The organism is Chryseobacterium sp. c4a (assembly GCF_009900745.1).
GTDB lineage: Bacteria > Bacteroidota > Bacteroidia > Flavobacteriales > Weeksellaceae > Chryseobacterium.
Genome location: NZ_WXVU01000007.1, coordinates 37,062 through 59,219 on the forward strand (window position 1 = coordinate 37,062; position 22,158 = coordinate 59,219).

The following is a 22,158-nucleotide window of genomic DNA, read 5'->3' on the forward strand; positions in this document are numbered from 1 at the left end:
TTCTGAAGCCACTTTTTACCTTTTTATGGATTCATTATTTGATTAGTATAAAGGTACTTATAAACTCAAAAACTCGCAATTTATAATCATTATAAATATCAATTTTAATGACTGATTTTACTCATATTTTTTTAATGGAAGCCGTATTTTTGTACAAACAAAAAATTGAATGGACTTTAGATATCAGGATCCGTATCCAATTCAGAAAGATGATACGGTGTACAAAAAGCTTACATCAGATTATGTAAAGGTTGAAAAACTGGGCGACAGAGAAATTTTAACAGTTGACCCGAAGGGATTGGAATTACTGGCTGAAGAGGCTATGGCAGATGTTTCTTTTATGTTGCGTTCTTCCCACCTGGAAAGCCTTAAAAGAATCATTGATGATCCTGAAGCTACCGACAATGATAGATTCGTTGCTTATAACTTGTTACAAAATGCTGCTGTAGCAGTGGAGGGAGCTCTTCCTTCTTGTCAGGATACAGGAACTGCAATTGTAATGGGTAAAAAAGGAGAAAACGTATACACAGGAGTGGATGATGGTGAATTTTTAAGCCGTGGAATCTTCAATACCTATCAAAAAAGAAATTTAAGATATTCTCAAGTAGTTCCTTTGACTATGTTTGATGAGAAAAATTCAGGATCAAACCTACCGGCACAGATCGATATCTATGCTAAAAAAGGAGATTACTATGAGTTTTTATTCTTAACAAAAGGTGGAGGGTCTGCAAATAAAACATTCCTATATCAAAAGACAAAATCTTTATTGAACGAGAAATCTCTTGAAGAATTCATCAAAGAAAAGATTTCTGATCTTGGAACGGCTGCTTGTCCGCCTTATCACTTAGCTTTGGTAATTGGAGGAACTTCAGCGGAAGCAAACCTTGCTGCAGTAAAGAAAGCATCTGCAAAATATTATGACAATCTTCCAACAGAAGGAAATGAAGCAGGCCAGGCATTCAGAGACCTTGAATGGGAAGCTAAAGTTCAGAAAATCTGCCAGGAGAGTGCGATTGGAGCACAGTTTGGAGGGAAATACCTTACACACGATGTAAGAGTAATCAGACTTCCTAGACACGCTGCTTCTTGTCCGGTAGGAATGGGAGTGTCATGTTCTGCAGATAGAAATATCAAAGGAAAAATTACAAAAGACGGAATCTTCCTTGAGCAATTGGAGCAAGATCCAAAGAGATTCTTACCAGCTACACCACCGCATCTTGAAGAAGCAGTTGAAATTAATTTGAATAAGCCAATGCCTGAAATCCTGGCTGAGCTTTCAAAATATCCAATCAAAACAAGGTTAAAGCTAAACGGAACATTGATTGTAGCAAGAGATATTGCTCACGCTAAGATCAAAGAAATTATCGATAGTGGAAAACCAATGCCGGAATATTTCAAAAACCACCCGATTTATTACGCAGGGCCAGCAAAAACACCGGAAGGAATGGCTTCAGGAAGTTTTGGGCCTACTACTGCAGGAAGAATGGATGTATATGTGGATGAATTCCAGAGCCATGGTGGAAGTATGATTATGCTTGCAAAAGGAAACAGAAGTAAAGATGTGACCAATGCTTGTAGCAAATATGGAGGTTTCTACCTTGGATCTATCGGTGGCCCAGCTGCTATTCTTGCAAAGGATAATATTGTATCCGTAGATGTAGTAGACTTCCCTGAATTAGGAATGGAAGCCGTAAGAAAGATCGAAGTAAAAGACTTCCCTGCATTCATCATTACTGATGATAAAGGAAATGATTTCTTTGCAGATCTGGCTCATTAATCAGAATAAAATGGTCTTGAGTGTGGAGATACAAGATGTTGTCTAAACCTTAAATCTCCACTCTCATAGGCTTATAATCTATATAGAATTAAAATAAATTAAAAAATAGAGCCTGTATCTTTTGTGTAAAAAAGAAAAAAGCTTTATTTTTGCCTAAAATCTTTAAGAGAATGATAACTATTTTATCAGCATTTTGGCCGTTTTACCAGTTCCTTTGGACTGTATTTTTCATTACTATGTTCTTAGTAGGATTCTGGTGTATTTTTATGTTCTTCGGATTAGTTATCCCAATGTGGCTGACTGAAGGTTTGAAAGAGTACTTCGGAAAAGTGAAGCCTTTCGATCCTGAAGATATCAGAAGAAAGCTTATTACTGAGCAGGAAGGCGTAGAAACAATCTACAGCCAGCCTAAAGGAAACGGACCTTTCCTTCACGATCACGGACATCATCATTAATTGATTGTCATTGCTTTTTCACCTGAATTCTGAAAAAGTAATATCAAAGCAAAACAACATATATAAACCGCTTAATTTTTTTAAGCGGTTTTTCTATTTATTATTTCTCAGATGCTCCGGTGATACCCCAAATTTTTTCTTAAATGCCCGGGTAAAATTCTGAAGATATTCATATCCGCATTCAATCGCGATTTCTTTGATCATAATTTTCTTATCCGTAATGAGTTTTCGGGCTCTCAGCATTCTCAATTCTGAAATATAGTGTGTAATTGTAGTATGATATTCAGCTTTGAATTCTTTTCTGATGAGGTTTTGGTTATACCCCACCAATTTTCCAATTTCTTCAGCTTTTATGTTCCTGTGATAATTTTCATCAATAAATTTTTTAATGATTGCAGGAGTTTTTGAAGTTTGTTCCAAATTATTTTTGTCATTAAACTGCTCAAAGATGAGAATAAGCAGTTTAATAATCTTTGCTTCTATAAAAAGCTTTTGCATTACTCCCTTTTTAGAGTAGCTTAAAATCTCTTTTATAATGATGTGCATTTCAACAGTCATGTTCGGAGGAGTGGCTTTTTGGAGAAAAATAAAATGATTATGGATCATATTTTCCAAAATTTCAGTCCCTTCTCGGTTAGATTCAGGGTTGATAAGGTTTGAAATATATTGATAGTTAAGCTGAATTTGAAGATATTTCAGACTTTCTTCAGTGTCTGTCCATAATACAGCTTTGCTTTTCTGAGGAGAATAGTGAAGGATATACTGGTTTTTTTTAAATACTATTGAAGTATCACAATCATAAGCCTTGAGATGAATATCTGAGCTTAATAAAAAAAGAAGATTAAAACTTGAAAAGTTTTCAAAAATATATGATTCTGAAACCTGCTCAGAATCCGATGTATCCTGCAGCATAATTTCAATATTCTCAGATTTGAAGATCATGTTATTTTTCTGTTGATTCCCCATACAACACATTTTTACGATCATAATACGGCTTAAAGTACTTTCAATAGGATAACTAAAAGTTGGAAAATGATAACCCAGTATTAATTCCCTAAAGTACTTTTGCGCAAAATTAAATTAAATTTAGAATAATTAAAAATAATAATAATGATTGGAGATTTATATTTTGCAGTACGAAACCTTGGAATTGGGTTATTGTTGATGATGGGAAGCGCTTTGAATGCACAGCAGCAAGGCTGTACCAATACAATTCCCGGGAGTAATACTGGAGATTTGGGATGTGTTAGTTTTACTTATCGAGGTCAGTCGGTTAATTATATTACAGTAAGAGCGGGAGATGGAAATGTCTGGTTGATGCAGAATCTTGGAAGCGAAAGAGTTGCCGAATCATTAGATGACGAAAAATCGTATGGAGATTTGTTTCAATGGGGGAGATGGGATGATGGACATCAGCTGAGAAACTCTTCCACAGTGTCTTCACCTACTGATAATACTCCCAATGGATTACAAGGATCTGGAGCTTTTGTCACGGGCGCTCCAGCGTGGTGGGATACTAACGGAGCAGATGATAAATGGATAGGAACAGGACTGGCAGATATTACAGAAACAGTAGGAGTAGATCCTTGTAAGGCAATTGGCTCAGGCTGGAGGCTTCCTTCTCAGACAGATTGGGGAAATATTGTTCAGGCTGAGAATATTATTTCTACGGTAAAAGCTTATGGTGGTAATTTAAAGTTGCCAATGGGAGGCTACCGTGGTTCAGACGGAGGCTTTACGTTTGTAGGAAAAAGAGGATACTTCTGGAGTTCTACGCCAACTGGAATCGGAGGAAAATACCTGTATGTAGGAGGAGTTGTGAATGCTGCTGCTGGAGCACCACGAGGGCAAGGTGCATCAGTAAGATGTATGAAAGCTCAGGAGGAATTAGGAACAGCAGATATTCGTCTGAAAAGAAATTCAGTGGATGTATATCCAAATCCTGTTAAAGGAATTCTTACGGTTAAAAGTGAATCTGAAATTAAAGAAATAAAGATTATAAATGCTATAGGACAAAATGTATTTACTTCATTATCAAATGATAATATTGATATGAACAGCCTGCCCAAAGGAACCTATATGATAGAATTAAAATTAAAAAACGGAGAGTCTGTGGTAAAGAAAATTATGAAAGATTAATTTTTTTAACATTTGAATCAATATATCTGATTGATTTCCGTTACATACGATATAGTTCATTACAATTACTTTTATTGAAAGGCTCATGGAATTTTTTCATGGGTCTTTTTTGTTATTTATTGAATCAAAATAAAATAAAATCAACACTGCAAAAAGAAATTAATATTATATTCGATAAAAATAAAGACATGAAAAAATTTTATTCTGTTGTTTTGATGTTCATTACAATGGTGGTTTTTGGGCAGATCAATTATACGATTTCTCCCCAGCCATTTAATGAAACGGATGCAATTACGTTAACAATTCCTGGGAATCAGATTGATGAATCGGCTTGGGGAGTCACCAATAATTCAATTTATATCTGGTCATGGTCTTTTGATACAAACTATCAGAATAGCCAGGATTGTCCTACCCACGGAAGCTGGAACAATTCCAATGACCTAAATAAACTTAGTTATAACCCTGGAACAGACACTTATTCGTTAATATTAACACCAACGGCTTTCTTCGGAAGAACGGGAATCGGAAGATTTGGGTTTTTAATAAAAGATAAAACCGGAGCACATCAGACTTCGCCGGATATTTTTGTCAATGTAGGAGTTTTAAACTTAAACTTAACCAATCCTGCGGCGAATAGTCTTACAACAGTTCCAACAGGAAATTCCATCAATATTACAGCAAGTACAAATGTTAATGCTACTTTTCAACTTAAAGCCAATGGAGTAGTCGTGAATACTGCTTCTGTTCCTTCCCAGGCTTATTCTTTTAATTATACGGTCTCACAAGATGCCAATATGGAACTGATTGCAACAGAGGGTGGAAGTTCCAAAAGTTCAACATTTATTCTACAGGTTCCCCGGAATGTAATTTCTGAAGCTATTCCGAACTGGATCAGACAGGGAATAAACTATAGTCCAACAGATCAAACCAAGGTGGGGCTCGCTCTGTATGCACCTCATAAAAACTTTGTTCATGTGATCGGAAGTTTTAATAATTGGGTGGTGAATGATACCTATCTGATGAAAAGAGATACCACAAATCCGGATCTTTACTGGATCGAATTGAACGGATTGACTCCACAACAGCTGTATACATTCCAATACAGAACAAATGACATGAAAAAAGTAGCAGACCCTTATTCGTCTCAGATCTTATCTCCTTACGATGATCCATGGATCTCTGCGGCTACTTATCCTAATCTTCCTGCGTTTCCTGCGGGACAGAACTTTGAGGTTTCAACATTCAAAACGGGGCAAACTCCTTACAATTGGCAGATGACTAATTTTCAAAGACCAGCTAAGGAAGATCTTATAGTATACGAGCTGCTCTTGAGAGATTTTACACAGGAAAAAAACTGGCAGTCTCTGATTAATAAAATTACCTATTTAAAAAACTTAAAGATCAATGCAATTGAATTACTGCCCATCATGGAATTTGATGGGAATCTTTCGTGGGGATACAATACATCTTTTCATTATGCCTTAGATAAAGCATATGGAACTCCTGAAAAATTCAAAGAATTTGTTGATCTCTGCCATCAGAACGGAATCGCAGTTATTCTGGATGTAGCCTTTAATCATGCGACCGGGCGCTCTCCTTTAGCCAGGCTTTGGAATATAGATCCTGATGGAGATGGTTACGGTGATGTAGCTCCGGATAATCCTTACTTCAATCAGGTTCCTAAACATTCCTATAATGTGTTCAACGATTTTAATCATACAAGTCCTTCAACGCAATATTACGTTGAGAGGTGTCTTCAGCAGTGGTTGACAGAATATCATATTGACGGATTCCGTTGGGATTTGACAAAAGGGTTCACTCAGAACTGTTCTGAAAATGATGAAAACTGTACCAATGCCTATCAACAAGATAGAGTGGATATTATGAAAAACTATGCTGACAGGCAATGGGCACTTGATCCGAATTCATATATGATATTTGAACATCTTGGAACTGATGCTGAAGAACAAGAATGGGCTAATTATAGAGTGGCTGAAGGAAAAGGAGTTATGCTTTGGAATAAACAAACTGAACCTTATAATCAGAATACAATGGGATATAAGGAAAACAGCAGCTATGATCGCATGAATCATAGCCTTCATGGTTTTATCAATATGCGTGCTGTAGGATATGGTGAGAGCCATGATGAAGAAAGGCTGATGTTTAAAAATCTGGCCTATGGAGCAGTCAACGGGAGTTATAGTGTAAAAAACCTGAATACAGCTTTAGAAAGAATGAAAACTTTCGGTGCTACATTTTTTACTATTCCTGGCCCAAAGATGATCTGGCAGTTTGGAGAATTAGGCTATGAATTCAGCATCAACAGATGTGCTGATGGGAGCATTAATAATGGATGCAGAACAGATGAAAAACCTATCGCTTTCACATTAGGATATGATACTGATGTCAATAGAAAGGCTGTTTATGATACCTGGGCGAAAATTATCGACATCAGAAATACAAATCCGGTGTTTAAATCTAAGACCTATAGCATCGAATCAAATAATCTCACCAATGATCCTGATGGGCTGATTACAAGGATTTATATATATGACAGCACTCTCAACGGGATGAAAAATGTAGTAGTTCTTGCGAATTATTCCACTTCTGTACAAAATGTTGTGCCTTATTTCCCTTATGCTGGTCAGTGGAAAAACCTGATGGATGATACGATCTCAAACATTAGCTCTACAATCGCTCCGATTACTTTACAACCTGGAGAGTTCAGGATTTTTGGAAATTATGCCGGAGCTTTATCGACCTCTGATGTAAATGCTGTTAATAAATTATCTCTTCAGGTTGCAAACAATCCGATAAAAAATGGTTCTGTACAATTAATTTTTAACAAAGCCAAAAATGGAGAAATTACCATCTTTGATATCAGTGGTAAAAAGGTGGATACATTCAAACTGGATAAAGAGAATGGTATTTTTGAACGAAAGATCAATTATCCACCGGGAACTTACCTGGTTCACCTGAAATCAGAAAGTGGAATGGCTATTCAAAAGATGATTGTAAAATAAATACAAAGGGCAAATCAATAGATTTGTCCTTTTTTCTTCATAGTAATGAGGTACTTTTTGCAGATTTGAAAAATTAGTCTACCTTTGCACTAGATTTATCAAGAAAGGTGGAGGGATTTGGCCCAATGAAACCTTAGCAACCTGCATGATTCCAGAAATGTAAAGGTGCTAATTCCAACCCTAAGGGGGAGATAAGTGAAGTCAATATTTCTTATATGAATTCCATTTTCTTGAAGTCTTGTATAGCTGCAGAATAACCTGCAGAAGAATATTAATTAATTGGCAAGAACAAAGATGAAAAAATTAAGCACCGCCGTATTACTGCTAGGGACAATTTTGGTCGCAGCTCAGGAGCAAGAGGAAAAAGGAAAACAAATCGAAGATATTATCATCGTAGGAAACCGTAACGTTAAAAGAACAAAGCTGGAAACACCGGTTCCTGTAGATGTTATCAATATCGATAAAGTTCAAAGATCATCTCCACAAATGACAGCTCAGGATCTTCTTAATTATGTGATCCCTTCATTTAATTCGGTAAGACAATCTGCATCTGACGGAACAGAGCACATTGATCCTGTAACATTAAGAGGAATGGGGCCGGATCAGGTTTTAGTATTGCTTAACGGAAAAAGAAGGCACACAACATCTCTTGTCAACTATCAGAATACCGTAGGAAACGGCTCTGTAGGAACAGATTTAAGTACCATTCCTGTTATTGCTATTGAAAAAATAGAAGTGCTAAGAGATGGTGCGGCAGCACAATATGGTTCTGATGCTATCGCTGGAGTTATCAATATTATTTTGAAAAAAAATGCAGGAGCTTCAGCAAGTTTAACCTATGGATTAAGCGGAAGAAATGATGGTGATACTTACCAGGCGGGGGTAAATTATGGAACTTCTTTGGGAAAGAATGAAGGGTTTATCAATCTTTCATTACAGCTAAGCCACAGAGGAAAAACTACAAGAACTCAAAATCATGGTTTGGATATTTTTGGAGATAATTTTGCCTATGAATTTGCTGGAGATGATGAAGCTATAAAAGCAGCCATAGCTGCGGATGATGCAAAAATTAAAGAGTATGGATTAACAAGAGATGATTTTAATTTCCAGATCGGAGATGCCCAGATTAGACAGGGACAATTGTTCTTCAATTCAGAATATCCTTTGAATGAAAACTTTAAATTCTATTCTTTTGGAGGTTTCAGTATTAAAGAAGGAAAAGGATATGGCTTCAGAAGACTTCCCAATGAAACTTCTAATATTGTAAAAGAAATCTATCCTTACGGTTTTCAGGCAGTTTTGAACTCTCAGATTTATGATATTTCCTATGCTGTAGGTGCTAAATATAATGTAAATAACTGGCTGATTGATCTGAGTAATACCTTTGGGAATAATACCTTCAATTATAACGTAAGCAATACCAATAATGCATCTTTGGGAATAAAGTCACCCACTCGTTTTTATGCAGGAGCACATAGTTTTTTGCAAAATACGGTGAATCTTGATGTTTCAAAAAAAATAAAGAACTTCAATGTTGCCTTTGGAGGAGAATTCAGATTTGAACAATACCAAATTAAAGCAGGAGATCAGGCTTCTTATACTCAATATGATGTAAACGGTAATGTAGCGACAAAAGGCTCTGCAGTGATTGGAGCAGGAGGCTCACAGTCTTTTATAGGTTTTTCACCGGATAATGCTTTGAAAAAAAACAGACATTCAACAGCCGTATATGCTGACCTTTCCTATGATTTAGATAAAAAACTGAATATTGATGCTGCTGCAAGATTTGAAAACTACTCAGACTTTGGAAGCACCCTGAACGGGAAGCTGGCGGTAAGATATGAATTTATAAAAAATTATGCAGTAAGAGCAGCAGTCGGAACCGGATTCAGAGCACCATCGCTTCAGCAGCAGTATTTTAATAACTCTTTTGCAGATATTTCTACCTCAGGAGAGGGAATTGTAAGGAAAGGAATCTTTAATAATGACAGCCAAGCCGCCCAGGTTCTTGGATTTGATAAATTAAAGCAGGAAACATCCGTCAATGGAAGTGCAGGATTTACCTTACAACCTGTCAAAGGACTATTCATTACGGTAGATGGATATATCATTAAAGTAAAAGACAGAATTGTCATTACCAGCAATATTACAGATTCCAGATTATCTGATCCTAAAGTAGTAGGAGAAGGAAATGCGGTGGAAAGTGGCCGATTCTTTGCAAACGCCATTGATACCGAAACGAAAGGTGTAGATGTAGTAGTTTCTTATGATTGGAAGCTGGCAGGAGGAAACTTAAATATTAACCTTGCAGGAAATTATACCGAAACAAAAATTACAGATTTTCACTTCCCTGAAAATCTGGGAACTCCTCAAAATGAATTCTTTGGCCCGGATCAGATCAATATTATTGAAACCTTATCACCCAAAACAAAAGCATCATTAGGATTGACTTATGGAATAGGAAAATTCAATTTTCTTGTCAGAAATACTTATTTTGGTAAAGTGATAAGAGACGGCTATCCTTTCGGAGTGGTTCAGGAGTTTTCACCTAAAGTGGTAACAGACATTAGTGTAGGGTATGATATTACGAAAAATATCAACTTTACGGTAGGAGCCAATAATGTATTTGATGTTTTCCCGGATCTTCAGGTCTATAAAAATTCGTATTATGGAGTATTCAAATATGCGCCGGTTCAGATGGGGACATTGGGAAGCTATTTCTTCGGAAGGCTTAATTTTAATTTTTAATGAGTAAATGAGTACTGTTTCACATCAGATTGGCTGGAAAACAGCCGCAGCTATTGTCGTTTCCAATATGATTGGAACGGGTATTTTTACAACTTTGGGATTTCAGTTATCCGATATCACCAATACCTACAGTATTTTCCTGTTATGGGTAATCGGTGGAATTCTCGCGTTGTTCGGGGCCTTTTGCTATGCAGAATTAGGCTCCCATTTTAAAGGAAATGGCGGCGATTTTATCTATCTTAAAGAAACTTATCATCCTTTATTCGGGTATCTGATAAGCTGGATCTCCTTGATTATCGGATTTTCTTCGCCTGTTGCTTTAGCAGCATTAGCGATGTCAAAATATCTTTCCGTATTTGATTACTCATTTGGAAATGGTTTTGCGATTGCAGCCATATTTTTGGTGGCTATTACTTTGTCATTCAGTTTGAAAACTTCAAGCCGGTTTCATAATTTTTTCACCTTCATTAAAATAGCTTTTATTATTGTTTTGGTAATTTTAGGAGTTGGATTATCAGACTCTCCGGAAATTGGAAATAGCTTAAACTTTAGTGATAGCTGGCAGAATGAAATTATGCTTCCCGCCTTTGCAACCTCGCTGGTTTTTGTTACCTATTCTTATACCGGGTGGAATTCTGCGTCCTATATTGCAGGAGAAATAAAAGATGTTCAGAAAAATCTTCCCAAATCACTGATTATAGGAACTGTTTTTGTGACGGTAAGCTATATTCTGGTAAACTACATTATGCTGAAACATGCTCCGGTAAGTCAATTAGCAGGAAAAGAAGATGTAATGGGAGAAGCCGCGGTAAATATGTTGGGGCTTTCTTTTGGGAAAATTGTGAATATTTTTATTGCATTACAGCTCATTGCAACTATCAGTGGATATCTTTGGGTAGGATCAAGGCTTACGCAGGCTTTTGCAAAAGATACCCGCATCTGGAAGCCACTTTCTGTTGGGAATAAAAAAGGAATACCTGTAAGAGCGATCTTTGCTCATGCCATCATCGCTACAATCATTATTTTAACAGGAAGTTTTAAAGAAATCTTTGTGTACACGGCTTTTATTCTTCAGTTGTTTGCCAGTTTAGCAATTTCAACGGTGTATTTTCTTAAAAAGAAGGATAGAAAAATATTTAAGTCCAATGCTTTTTATATTTTCCCGACAGTTTTCTTATTATTCAGTATTTATATTCTGTACTTTACCTTTATCCATAATCCTAAAGAAAGTTTAATAGGACTAGGAATTATAGCTGTAGGTCTTATTTTATATTGGGTGGACAGAAGACTTTCCAAAGGAGTTTAAAGAGAATATCGGAAGCATAAAAAAGCAGATGAGGTAATTTGTAAATAGATATTTTTACAGATTTATTCCCTTGATCCCTAATGCTCAAAAATTTATACTTTAATTTTGAATTAATAATTCTTATCTTTGCACCCACAAAAATTCGACAATGTCTAAATCATTAATTCCAAAATTAGAAGCTATAAAACAAAGATATAATGAGGTTGCAGACCTTATTATACAGCCTGATGTCATTTCAGACCAAAAAAGATATTCTTCTTTGAACAAAGAATATAGTGATTTGGGGAAAATTGTAAGAGTTTACGATCAGTATAAAGGTGCTTTAGACAGCATTGAAGAATCTGACGAAATTATTGCAGATGGCTCAGACAGAGATCTTGTAGATCTTGCAAAAGAAGAAAAACTGGAAGCACAGTCCAAACTTCCGGGATTAGAAGAAGAGCTTAAAGTTCTTTTGATTCCTAAAGATCCAGCAGATGATAAAAACGTTATCGTTGAATTACGTGCCGGAACCGGAGGTGATGAAGCAGCTATCTTCGTAGAAGACGTGTACAGAATGTATACCATGTATTTTAAAACAAAAGGATGGAGACATGAAGTAACAGATTCCAATGAAGCAGCAAAAGGATACAAGGAATTGATCATGAAGGTGGAAGGTGAAGGAGTATACGGAATCATGAAATTCGAATCCGGAGTTCACCGTGTGCAGCGTGTACCGGAAACAGAATCTCAGGGTAGAGTTCATACCTCAGCCATTACAATAGCTGTTTTACCGGAAGCAGAAGAAGTAGACTTCGAATTGAATCCTGCTGATATTGAAATGCAGACTTCCCGTTCAGGAGGTGCCGGAGGTCAGAACGTAAACAAGGTTGAAACAAAAGTACAGTTAACGCACAAGCCTTCAGGGCTAGTGGTAGTTTGCCAACAAGCTCGTTCTCAGCTGGCAAACCGTGAGCTGGCAATGGAAATGCTAAGAACAAAGCTATACGATATCGAATTACAGAAAGTACAGGGAGATATTGCTGCACAACGTAAATCTATGGTTTCTACAGGTGACCGTTCTGCAAAGATCAAAACGTACAACTATCCACAGGGAAGAGTAACAGATCACAGAATCAACAAATCAATGTATAATCTGGATGCTTACATGAATGGAGATATTGCTGAAATGATTGATGCCGTAATTATGGCTGAGAACGCAGAAAAAATGAAGGGAGAAGAAGAAAACTACTAAGAGTTTCAAAAAATATAAAAAAGCCTCTGATTTTTTCAGGGGCTTTTCTTTTAACCAGAACAATTATTCAAATTATAAATTATAAACTATGAAAAACTACAAAATTATTTTTTTGCTATTGCTTACCATGGTGGGGCAATATGTTTCTGCACAAACAGAGGTAAAGAAACCAAAAGAAGTCTTTGAGCTTTACTTTCAGACTTTAGTAAATAACGATGAAGCAGCTTTAAATAAGCTTAATGATTATTTAAGACCTACAGTAGAAGGACAGGATGCTTACCAGATCAATTTCAAAAAGTCTTCGCAGGAAATGATCAACAGCAGTGTAGAGAATTTCCTTTCTGCTTTTTCTAAAGCTACGGCTTCAGCATGTAAAAAAGAAGCGGAAGACTATTACATGGCAATGATCGGGAATTTTAAAAAAGCAAAAGTAACCGTTAACAATGTAAAAGTTATTCCAAATGAATATCTTGAAGGAGAAAAAATTGCAGAAATAAGTTATACCGTAAGTTTTCAGCTGCCTTCAAAATTAACGCATGGCCCCAAAGGTGACACGAAGAAAGTAAAGGCTGAAGAGTTAAAAAAATATTTAATTCAGATAGTAGAAGATTTTAAAAATGCAGATAAAACAGTAACTACAGAGCAGAACTTTAGTCTGTATGAACTGAAAGAAGGAGGCAAAATATACTATTGGAACGGAAGCCCGGATCAGATTGTTACCAACCTTACCGATTTCTATTTTGACAGCTTTTAATTGAAGGATAATTGATTAATAGCTCATTAAATAATTAAAAGTCTCAATTTTTTGAGACTTTTTTTATTTCACATACTTTATGTATTTTTGATAAAAACTGTTCAGTATGAATTTTAAACCTATGTTATTAACGGCTGGAGTTCTGTTTTCAGCATCTTTTTACTCTCAAACAATGAATTATCCAAAAGCATTAAAGGGTGCTCAAACCGATACTTATTTTGGAACTGCAGTTTCAGATCCGTACAGAGATCTTGAAAATGATTCTGATGCCACTAAAAAATGGGTAGATGAAGAAGTAGCATATAGCCAGAATTATCTTTCAAAAATTCCTTTCAGAGATAAAATCAAAAACCAGTTGAAAGATATCTGGAATTATGAAAAAATCTCAGCACCTTTCAAAGAAGGAGATTACACTTATTATTCAAAGAATGATGGGTTGCAGGCACAATCTGTATTATACAGAACCAATAATAAAACCAAAGCGACAGAAGTATTTTTAGATCCAAATAAATTCTCAGAAAAAGGAACTACTTCACTATCAAATCTTTCTTTCAATAAAAAAGGAAATCTTGCAGCCTATTCTATTTCAGAAGGCGGAAGTGACTGGAATAAGATCATTATCATTGATGCTGTTACCAAAAAACAGATCGATGAAACCTTAGTAGATGTAAAATTCAGTGGAATTTCATGGCAGGGCGATGAAGGATTCTATTATTCAAGCTATGATAAACCGAAGGAAGGAACTGTTCTTTCCGGAATGACAGATAAGCATAAAGTTTATTTTCATAAGCTGGGAACAAAGCAGTCTGAAGATAAGCTGATCTTTGGTGGAGAAAAAACTCCAAGAAGATATCTGGGAGCTAGTGTTTCTGATGATCAGAGATATTTAATCATCTCAGCAGCTAATGCAACCAATGGAAATGAATTGTTTATTAAAGACCTGAAAAAAGGAGGTGACTTTGTTCAAATCAATAAAGGATTTGATATCAATGCTCACATCGTAGATACTCAGGGTGATGATCTTTTCATTTCTACAGATAAAGATGCTCCGAATATGCGTCTTGTAAAAACAACAATCGCTAACCCTGCTCCGGAAACATGGAAAGATGTCATTCCACAAACGGAAAATGTACTGGGAATTTCTTCAGGGGGCGGATATTTCTTCGCAACTTATATGGTGGATGCGATAGATCAGGTAAAACAATATGATAAAACCGGAAAACTGATCCGAGAAATTACTCTTCCTGGAAAAGGAAATATTTCAGGTTTTGGAGGTAAAGAAAAAGAGAAAGATATTTATTACTCTTTTAGCAACTATATTACTCCTGGAACGACTTACAAATACAATGTAGATTCTGGGAAATCCGAAGTGTATCAAAAGCCAAAAGTGAAATTCAACCCGGATGATTATGTTTCTGAGCAAGTATTCTATACTTCTAAGGATGGAACAAAAGTACCGATGATGATTAATTACAAGAAGGGAACTAAGCTTGATGGTAAAAACCCTACTATTTTGTACTCTTACGGTGGATTCAATATCAGTTTACAGCCATCTTTCTCAGTAGTGAATGCGATCTGGATGGAAAATGGAGGTATCTATGCTGTGCCAAACATTCGCGGAGGAGGTGAATACGGTAAGAAATGGCACGATGCCGGAACAAAGATGCAGAAAAGAAACGTATTTGAAGACTTTATTGCAGCAGGAGAATATCTGCAAAGCAAAGGGTATACTTCAAAAGAATATATGGCACTTTCCGGAAGATCAAACGGAGGTTTATTGGTAGGAGCAACCATGACTTTACGTCCTGACTTGGCAAGAGTAGCATTCCCTGGAGTTGGAGTATTGGATATGTTAAGGTACAACAAATTTACAGCAGGTGCTGGTTGGGCTTATGACTACGGAACAGCAGAAGACAACAAAGAAATGTTTGAGTATTTGAAATCATATTCACCTGTACACAACGTAAAAGCAAAAACGTGTTATCCGTCTACCATGATTATTACTAGTGATCATGATGACAGGGTAGTTCCAGCTCACTCTTTCAAGTTTGGAGCAGAGCTTCAGGAAAAGCAGGCTTGTAAGAATCCTATTTTATTAAGAATTGAGAAGAATGCAGGTCACGGTGCCGGAAGATCGACAGATCAGGTGATTGGTGAAAATGCAGATTTGATATCATTTGCTTTATATGAGATGGGAATAAAGAAATAGTAATTAAAAAATAAAATATTTAAAAAACGGCTAATTTTATTAAAAGTTAGTCGTTTTTTTTATATATAATTATGTTTATAATTCTTATTTTTATCGCGGATATTTAAAGTTTATTAATCTTAGATTGATTAAGTAATTATGAAAAAAAGAATTTTACTAGTTTGTGCATTGGCAGCAGGGCTGTCTAGCTTTAATGCACAGAGGTGGACACCCGCCTCACAAAAGACATCTGAAATCAGAAAAGAAGTTGAGGTTCAGTATTCTTATAGAATAGATTTACAATCTCTTAGGAATACTTTGAAAGGAGCTGTAGAAACAGGAAAAGGTGCTCAGGCAGTCATTGTTTCTCTGCCTACAGCAGAAGGAAAAATTGAAAAATTTGCGGTATACAGTGATCCTGTTATGGAAAAATCTATGGCAGACAGATATCAGCTGGGATCTTATATGGGAGTTGGTGTAGATGATCCTTCTAAATATTTAAGATTCAGTACCTCTCCAACGGAAATGCAGTCTATGATCATTAAGGATGGCAAATTCCAGTTTATAGAGCCTATCACTACAGATAAGCAGGTGTATGGCGTTTTCTATAAGACGAAAAGAACAGGAAGTGACCATGGTTTCGAATGTACTACGGAAGAGAAAAACTTTAAGGATATAAAATCATTAGAGGCTAACGGGAAAAAAAATCTTTCCAATATTAATGCAGGGATTACTAACAGACCCTCCAGTACAAAATTCAGAACTTACAGGCTCGCTTTAGCAGTTACAGGTGAGTATACTAAAAAGTTTGATCCTAATGGTGGAACTGCCAATACCGTGGCACAAATGAATGCTACGATAAACCGAGTAAATGGTGTCTTCCAGAAAGATTTTGGTATTAAGGTAATTATTCAGGATCTTCCCAATATCATTTATACCGATCCTGCTACAGATTTCTATACTCCTCCGGCAGTTCAGACAGATCCATCATTCAATCTTCAGCTTCAGCGAATGCTGACTCAGAATGTGGGAAATGCCAATTATGATATGGGGCATGTATTCCATGCCGCAGGAGGAAATGGAAATGCAGGGTCTATTGGATCCACGTGTGTTGATCCTGCAAATAACAATTCTTTGGCAAAAGGATCTGCCTTTACCCAAAGTACAAACCCAATGGGGGATTCTTTTGATATAGATTATGTAGCCCACGAAATGGGGCATCAGCTGGGAGGAAATCATACATTCTCAAATAAATCTGAAGGATCTGGTGCCAATGTAGAACCGGGAGGAGGGACTACCATCATGGGCTATGCAGGGATTACTGATGATAATGTAGCTATGGTGTCAGATGCCTATTTCCATTTTAAATCTATAGATCAGATTCTTACAAGTCTGGAAGGAAAACCAAACTGTGGTACTTCAGAAGATATTACTTCAGCTGTGAATACTCCGCCTGTAATTTCAGCGCTTACAGCTTATACGATTCCTAAAGGAACAGCATTTTATCTTGATGCTTCAGCAACAGATGCCCAAGGCGATCCTATAAAATATACATGGGAACAGAATGATAGTGTAACGAATTTGGGTACAATTTCTGGAGATAGTGGATGGGGATATAACCCACAAGGAGCATTGACAAGATCTTATTTTGGTACTACAAGCGGAAGAAGATATTTTCCTAGTTTCTCTATTGTTATGAGTGGAAAATTGACAGACAAAACAAAGTGGGAGACAGTGTCTTATATTCCAAGAGTATTGAAACATGCTATAACAGTAAGAGATGAGAATGCACAAAGACCAATGTTGTCTACTGAAGAAGTTAATACTACAGTAGGAAATGACGGGCCTTTCAAGTTTAATGGCCTGACATCTTCTTCAATATTGTATAAAAATGCAAATAATACCATTCAGTGGGAAGTTGCCAATACAAATAACGCACCTTATAACTCACCAAATGTAAAGATAGATTATACCTCTGATAATGGTGCTACCTGGACGGATCTTGTAGCTTCTACACCAAATACAGGTATTTATACAGGTCAGATGCCAGCTACTATTACTGCGCCAATTAAGCTAAGAATATCAGCAATTGGAAATGTTTTCTATGCTGTTTCTCCTCAAATTACGGTTGCTGATGCACCTACGTCTACAACGGCTGCTCCAACAGGTGTTTCAGTTATAGATAGTGAAGTTTTCAAAACGACAGCGAGGGTATCCTGGAATAGTGTACCTGGAGCTACTTACTCTGTTAATTACAGAAAATTGACTGCCTCAAACTGGACAAATGTGACGAGCCCGGTAAACTCTGTAGTTTTAACCGGACTTGAAGATGAAACAAATTATGAAGTGCAGGTTGCAGCAGTTACAAACAGTGTTCCTGGTGCACCCTCTAATAATTATACCTTTAAAACGAAGGGATTAAAAACAGGTATTGATTACTGTCTAATAAATTCTGGAACATCATACGTAGGGGCGATTAGAAAAGTAACAGTATCTAATATTGTTTATGATGATCCTACTTTAAGATCTTATAAAGATTTATCAGAAGATCCTGATAAAATCATCAATTTAGTTCAGGGTACTTCATATGATCTGACACCTGTTGTACTTCAGTCATATAGTAATAGTAATGTTCCTCTTAACCTTTCTGTGTGGATTGATTATAACAGAAATGGAATATTTGAATATCCAAGTGAAAGAGTAATTTCTGTGAGTGGAGGAGTTCCTGCAGGAAGTGTTACGTTTGGGCCAAGAAACTTTATAGTTCCGGCAGTAACCTATGCTGGAGATAAGCTTTTAAGAATGAGGGTTATCACTAAGTATGGAACTCCTACTTTAGATACAGCTCCATGTGGTGAAATTACTAGTGGTGGTGGTGGAATTATGGATTTTTCTGTAAAAATTACAGGAACATTAGGAACAGATGAAACAAAAGGTACAAAAGCATCTTCAGAAGTTTCTCTTTATCCTAACCCTGCAGATACTTTCGTAGAGGTTAAAAACCTTAAAGGTAAAGCAGATTACAAAATCTACTCTGCTGACGGAAGATTAGTTCAGGAAGGTCAGATTGACGGACAAAGAATTAACGTAGCTTCATTAATCAAAGGAATGTATGTAGTGACTATCAAAGATGATAAAAACACTTACAATACTAAGCTTATTAAAAAATAATAAGAGTAAATAAATTGATTAAAGGCCGGGCATTGCCCGGCCTTTTTCGTTTGATAAAATTCACAAAAACTGAATGTTAACAGAAGTTTCGTGTTTCGCTCAAAAAAATTAACTTTACGGGGACAAAAATTATTGGAATGCGAAAAACAATTTCTGTGAAAAAGCCCGATTTTAATGTATTACCTCAGGAAAGAGAAATTTACAACTTTGAAAAAGACGGGTTGGAACTTAAATCATCCTATGAAAAAAAGGATGTAAAAGATGAAGCATTAACACAGACTTCTCCGGGAATTGAACCTTACCTGAGAGGCCCGTATTCCACCATGTATGTTCAAAAGCCATGGACGATCCGTCAGTATGCCGGATTCTCTACAGCCGAAGAATCCAATGCCTTTTACAGAAGAAATCTTGCAGCAGGACAGAAAGGACTTTCCGTAGCCTTTGACCTTGCTACCCACAGAGGGTATGATTCTGATCACGCAAGAGTAGTAGGAGACGTAGGAAAAGCGGGAGTAGCCATCGATTCAGTAGAGGATATGAAGATCCTGTTTAATGAAATCCCATTAGACCAGATTTCCGTTTCCATGACAATGAATGGAGCTGTGCTGCCAATTCTGTCTTTCTATATTGTAGCAGCAGAAGAGCAGGGCGTACAACAAGAATTGCTTTCAGGAACCATTCAAAACGATATTCTGAAAGAGTTTATGGTAAGAAATACCTATATCTATCCACCCGCTCCATCCATGAAGATCATTGCTGATATTTTTGAATATACTTCACAAAACATTCCGAAATTCAACTCTATCTCCATTTCAGGGTACCACATGCAGGAAGCAGGAGCTACTCCGGTACTGGAAATGGCTTATACCCTTGCAGACGGCCTGGAATATGTAAGAACGGGAATCAAGGCAGGAATGAATGTAGATGATTTCGCTCCAAGATTATCATTCTTCTGGGCAATCGGAATGAATCACTTCATGGAAATTGCGAAAATGCGTGCCGCAAGATATATCTGGGCAACTCTTTTAAAGCAGTTTAATCCCCAGAATCCAAAATCTTTAGCTTTAAGAACCCACTCACAGACTTCAGGATGGTCATTAACGGAACAGGAGCCTTTCAATAATATCACAAGAACAGCCATTGAAGCATTATCCTCTGCATTAGGAGGAACACAATCTCTCCATACAAATGCATTGGATGAAGCTATTGCTCTTCCTACTGATTATTCAGCTAAAATTGCAAGAAATACACAGATCATTCTTCAACAGGAAAGCGGAATTTGTGATGTTGTAGATCCAATGGGAGGAAGTAACCTTGTAGAAAGCCTTACCCAGCAAATGATTGAAGAGGCGATGAGGTATATTGATGAAGTAGAGCAGGAAGGAGGAATGACAAAAGCGATTGAAGCAGGTATTCCAAAAATGAGAATTGAAGAAGCCGCTGCTAAAAAGCAAGCTAAGATCGATAGTGGGGAAGAATTTATTATTGGAGTAAACTCATTTAAATCATCATTAAAGCAAGATGCAATAGAGATTCTTGATATTGATAATACCGAAGTTCGCAGAAAGCAAATTGAACGTTTAAATAGCATCAAAGCAGAAAGAAATACAGATGCCGTAACGGAAATCCTTAATGAAATCCGAGAAAGTGCAAAAACAGGAAAAGGAAATCTGCTGGCCCTTTGTATAGAAGCGGCAAGAAGAAGAGTGACTCTTGGCGAAATGAGTGATGCTATGGAAGAAACCTTCGGAAGATATAAAGCAAATATTAAAACAATATCTGGAGTATACGCTATGAATGCCGGAAAAAACGAATATTTTGAAAAAGCCCTTAATCTGACTCAAAAGTTTGAAGAGGAAGAAGGTCGTCGCCCAAGAATTATGGTGGCTAAAATGGGGCAGGATGGGCACGATAGAGGAGCGAAAGTGGTAGCAACAGCATTTGCCGATATGGGATTTGATGTCGATGTAGCTCCATTGTTCCAAACACCGGAAGAGGTTGCGAAACAGGCTGTAGAAAATGATATTCATATCCTGGGAGTATCCTCATTGGCTGCAGGACACAAAACATTAGTACCTCAGGTCGTAGGAGAATTGAAAAAACTAGGTGCAGATGATGTGGCCATTGTTGTAGGAGGAGTAATTCCACAGCAGGATTATGAATTCCTTTATGCTAATGGTGCTGACTTTATTTTTGGCCCCGGAACCAATCTTCCGAAATGTGCTGTAGAAATTTTAGAAAGATTATTGGCTCAATCTACCGAATAATCCTTCTGTTCAATAATAAACAAGGCTGTTTCATATATTGAAACAGCCTTTATTTTTATTTTTTCTGAACGATTTTACCATCATCCATAATCTGATAGAGCACTTTAGTTATTTTTTGAGAATTTCCGTCAATCTTATGATCTGTTGTTACAGTAATTTTCCCTGCTTTATTGATTTCATAGCTGCTGAACTCTTCTTTCTTATCATCTTTTCCGGGATCAAACCAAATGCCTTCTACATAGGCTTCTCCAACAATACTGTTATTCAATACAGTAAGCAGATAGTAACGGTAATCAAAATCTCCGCAATCCATAGGGACAAGAATCAATTCAATGTTTTTATATTTCGTTAAAGGAAAATATCGGAATGTTGGCTCTCCACAGCTGTACTGTTGGGAACCTTCCAAAGCAAAATCAGTTTCTATAAACTTTACATCTACCTGAGGAAGACTTTCAATAGGTAAGCTGTAAATACCTTGCTTTAAAAGAGATTCTATCTGAGCGGGTTCGTCTTTGCTTTTTCTCCATTTTTCAAGAGAAATGTATTCCCCGGAGACAGGCTCTAAAATTTCCAAAGCAGCACACTGACTACTTGAAGCATGGAAAATGTGATACGTTTCAAAGCGGTCTGGCCCATTATAACCTACGGAAATTGAATAATCCCAGCCGTTATTTACTTTTGTACTGTCTACAAGAAAGCCGATTTTACCCTTTCCTTGGGTTTGTGAATCCAGAAACTTTGCCTGATCTTTTATTTCCTCCAAATCAAGAATTTTTTCCATGAAATTCGTAGAGAAACAGCTTTTTTCTGATACTTTTACCACTTCCTTTTTTACGGATTCTTCTTTCTTACAACCTATAAAAAGCATTGGAAGTAAGGCCAATAAAACTTTATGCATAAAACTCTTTTTTCACAAAAATAAGATTTAAATAATTGATGATTAAAAAAATAATTCTATATTTGCACCTGAAAATCAAGTTTAACCAATTAAAAACAACGAAGCAATGTTCAGAACTAATCAGAATTCTACAGTTGGATTACCCCTTATGGTGGTAAGGCTTCGCGGTTTGGTACATTCTTAGAATAATAGTACAAT

13 protein-coding genes and 1 riboswitch are annotated in these 22,158 nt (G+C 36.6%); of the genes, 11 read left to right on the forward strand and 2 right to left on the reverse strand.

All coding sequences use genetic code 11. The features are described 5' to 3' along the window. Nucleotides 1–169 precede the first annotated feature (169 nt). Together GTR01_RS11195 and GTR01_RS11200 are read left to right on the forward strand one after the other, a co-directional pair. Nucleotides 170–1,777, forward strand: coding sequence for a fumarate hydratase (locus tag GTR01_RS11195; RefSeq protein WP_160137931.1), 1,608 nt, complete (start codon nt 170–172; stop codon nt 1,775–1,777). A gap of 170 nt (nt 1,778–1,947) precedes the next feature. Then, nucleotides 1,948–2,232: a hypothetical protein gene (locus GTR01_RS11200; protein ID WP_181575077.1), complete on the forward strand. Its 285-nt coding sequence runs from the start codon at nt 1,948–1,950 to the stop codon at nt 2,230–2,232. A gap of 93 nt (nt 2,233–2,325) precedes the next feature. On the opposite strand, the gene GTR01_RS11205 is transcribed toward GTR01_RS11200, so the two are convergent. Beyond that, nucleotides 2,326–3,198, reverse strand: coding sequence for a helix-turn-helix transcriptional regulator (locus GTR01_RS11205; RefSeq protein ID WP_160137932.1), 873 nt, complete (start codon nt 3,196–3,198; stop codon nt 2,326–2,328). A gap of 144 nt (nt 3,199–3,342) precedes the next feature. Between GTR01_RS11205 and GTR01_RS11210 the strand changes: the two genes are divergently transcribed. The 9 genes from GTR01_RS11210 (at nt 3,343) to scpA (ending at nt 21,062) form a co-directional block, all read left to right on the forward strand. Then, nucleotides 3,343–4,371: a T9SS type A sorting domain-containing protein gene (locus GTR01_RS11210; RefSeq protein WP_160137933.1), complete on the forward strand. Its 1,029-nt coding sequence runs from the start codon at nt 3,343–3,345 to the stop codon at nt 4,369–4,371. A gap of 188 nt (nt 4,372–4,559) precedes the next feature. After that, nucleotides 4,560–7,394, forward strand: coding sequence for an alpha-amylase family glycosyl hydrolase (locus GTR01_RS11215; RefSeq protein WP_160137934.1), 2,835 nt, complete (start codon nt 4,560–4,562; stop codon nt 7,392–7,394). Nucleotides 7,395–7,486: 92 nt separating this feature from the next. Beyond that, nucleotides 7,487–7,592: riboswitch (SAM riboswitch) on the forward strand. Between the two features lie 96 nt (nt 7,593–7,688). Then, nucleotides 7,689–10,142: a TonB-dependent receptor plug domain-containing protein gene (locus GTR01_RS11220; RefSeq protein ID WP_160137935.1), complete on the forward strand. Its 2,454-nt coding sequence runs from the start codon at nt 7,689–7,691 to the stop codon at nt 10,140–10,142. Nucleotides 10,143–10,149: 7 nt separating this feature from the next. Next, nucleotides 10,150–11,448: an APC family permease gene (locus tag GTR01_RS11225; protein WP_160137936.1), complete on the forward strand. Its 1,299-nt coding sequence runs from the start codon at nt 10,150–10,152 to the stop codon at nt 11,446–11,448. A 148-nt stretch (nt 11,449–11,596) separates the two neighbouring features. Next, nucleotides 11,597–12,682 carry a peptide chain release factor 1 gene (gene prfA / locus GTR01_RS11230; RefSeq protein WP_160137937.1) on the forward strand — a complete coding sequence of 362 codons (1,086 nt, stop codon included), beginning with the start codon at nt 11,597–11,599 and terminating at the stop codon, nt 12,680–12,682. An 88-nt stretch (nt 12,683–12,770) separates the two neighbouring features. Then, entirely contained in the window at nt 12,771–13,436 is a 666-nt protein-coding gene (locus GTR01_RS11235) for a hypothetical protein (protein ID WP_160137938.1), read from the forward strand. A gap of 106 nt (nt 13,437–13,542) precedes the next feature. Beyond that, on the forward strand, nt 13,543–15,645 hold the full coding sequence (locus tag GTR01_RS11240; protein WP_160137939.1) for a prolyl oligopeptidase family serine peptidase: 2,103 nt from the start codon (nt 13,543–13,545) through the stop codon (nt 15,643–15,645). Between the two features lie 138 nt (nt 15,646–15,783). Then, a complete protein-coding gene (locus GTR01_RS11245) occupies nt 15,784–18,795 on the forward strand; it encodes a reprolysin-like metallopeptidase (RefSeq protein WP_160137940.1) in 3,012 nt (1,003 codons plus the stop codon). A 137-nt stretch (nt 18,796–18,932) separates the two neighbouring features. Continuing rightward, nucleotides 18,933–21,062, forward strand: coding sequence for a methylmalonyl-CoA mutase (gene scpA, locus GTR01_RS11250; RefSeq protein ID WP_160137941.1), 2,130 nt, complete (start codon nt 18,933–18,935; stop codon nt 21,060–21,062). A 55-nt stretch (nt 21,063–21,117) separates the two neighbouring features. Here scpA and GTR01_RS11255 read toward each other — a convergent pair whose 3' ends face one another. Beyond that, entirely contained in the window at nt 21,118–21,960 is an 843-nt protein-coding gene (locus GTR01_RS11255) for a hypothetical protein (protein WP_160137942.1), read from the reverse strand. Nucleotides 21,961–22,158: the final 198 nt, after the last annotated feature.

Coding starts and splice junctions, on each gene's coding strand:
- GTR01_RS11195 (WP_160137931.1), top strand. CDS start 170: ATGGACTTTAGATATCAGGATCCGTATCCAATTCAGAAAGATGATACG.
- GTR01_RS11200 (WP_181575077.1), top strand. CDS start 1,948: ATGATAACTATTTTATCAGCATTTTGGCCGTTTTACCAGTTCCTTTGG.
- GTR01_RS11205 (WP_160137932.1), bottom strand. CDS start 3,198: ATGGGGAATCAACAGAAAAATAACATGATCTTCAAATCTGAGAATATT.
- GTR01_RS11210 (WP_160137933.1), top strand. CDS start 3,343: ATGATTGGAGATTTATATTTTGCAGTACGAAACCTTGGAATTGGGTTA.
- GTR01_RS11215 (WP_160137934.1), top strand. CDS start 4,560: ATGAAAAAATTTTATTCTGTTGTTTTGATGTTCATTACAATGGTGGTT.
- GTR01_RS11220 (WP_160137935.1), top strand. CDS start 7,689: ATGAAAAAATTAAGCACCGCCGTATTACTGCTAGGGACAATTTTGGTC.
- GTR01_RS11225 (WP_160137936.1), top strand. CDS start 10,150: ATGAGTACTGTTTCACATCAGATTGGCTGGAAAACAGCCGCAGCTATT.
- prfA (WP_160137937.1), top strand. CDS start 11,597: ATGTCTAAATCATTAATTCCAAAATTAGAAGCTATAAAACAAAGATAT.
- GTR01_RS11235 (WP_160137938.1), top strand. CDS start 12,771: ATGAAAAACTACAAAATTATTTTTTTGCTATTGCTTACCATGGTGGGG.
- GTR01_RS11240 (WP_160137939.1), top strand. CDS start 13,543: ATGAATTTTAAACCTATGTTATTAACGGCTGGAGTTCTGTTTTCAGCA.
- GTR01_RS11245 (WP_160137940.1), top strand. CDS start 15,784: ATGAAAAAAAGAATTTTACTAGTTTGTGCATTGGCAGCAGGGCTGTCT.
- scpA (WP_160137941.1), top strand. CDS start 18,933: ATGCGAAAAACAATTTCTGTGAAAAAGCCCGATTTTAATGTATTACCT.
- GTR01_RS11255 (WP_160137942.1), bottom strand. CDS start 21,960: ATGCATAAAGTTTTATTGGCCTTACTTCCAATGCTTTTTATAGGTTGT.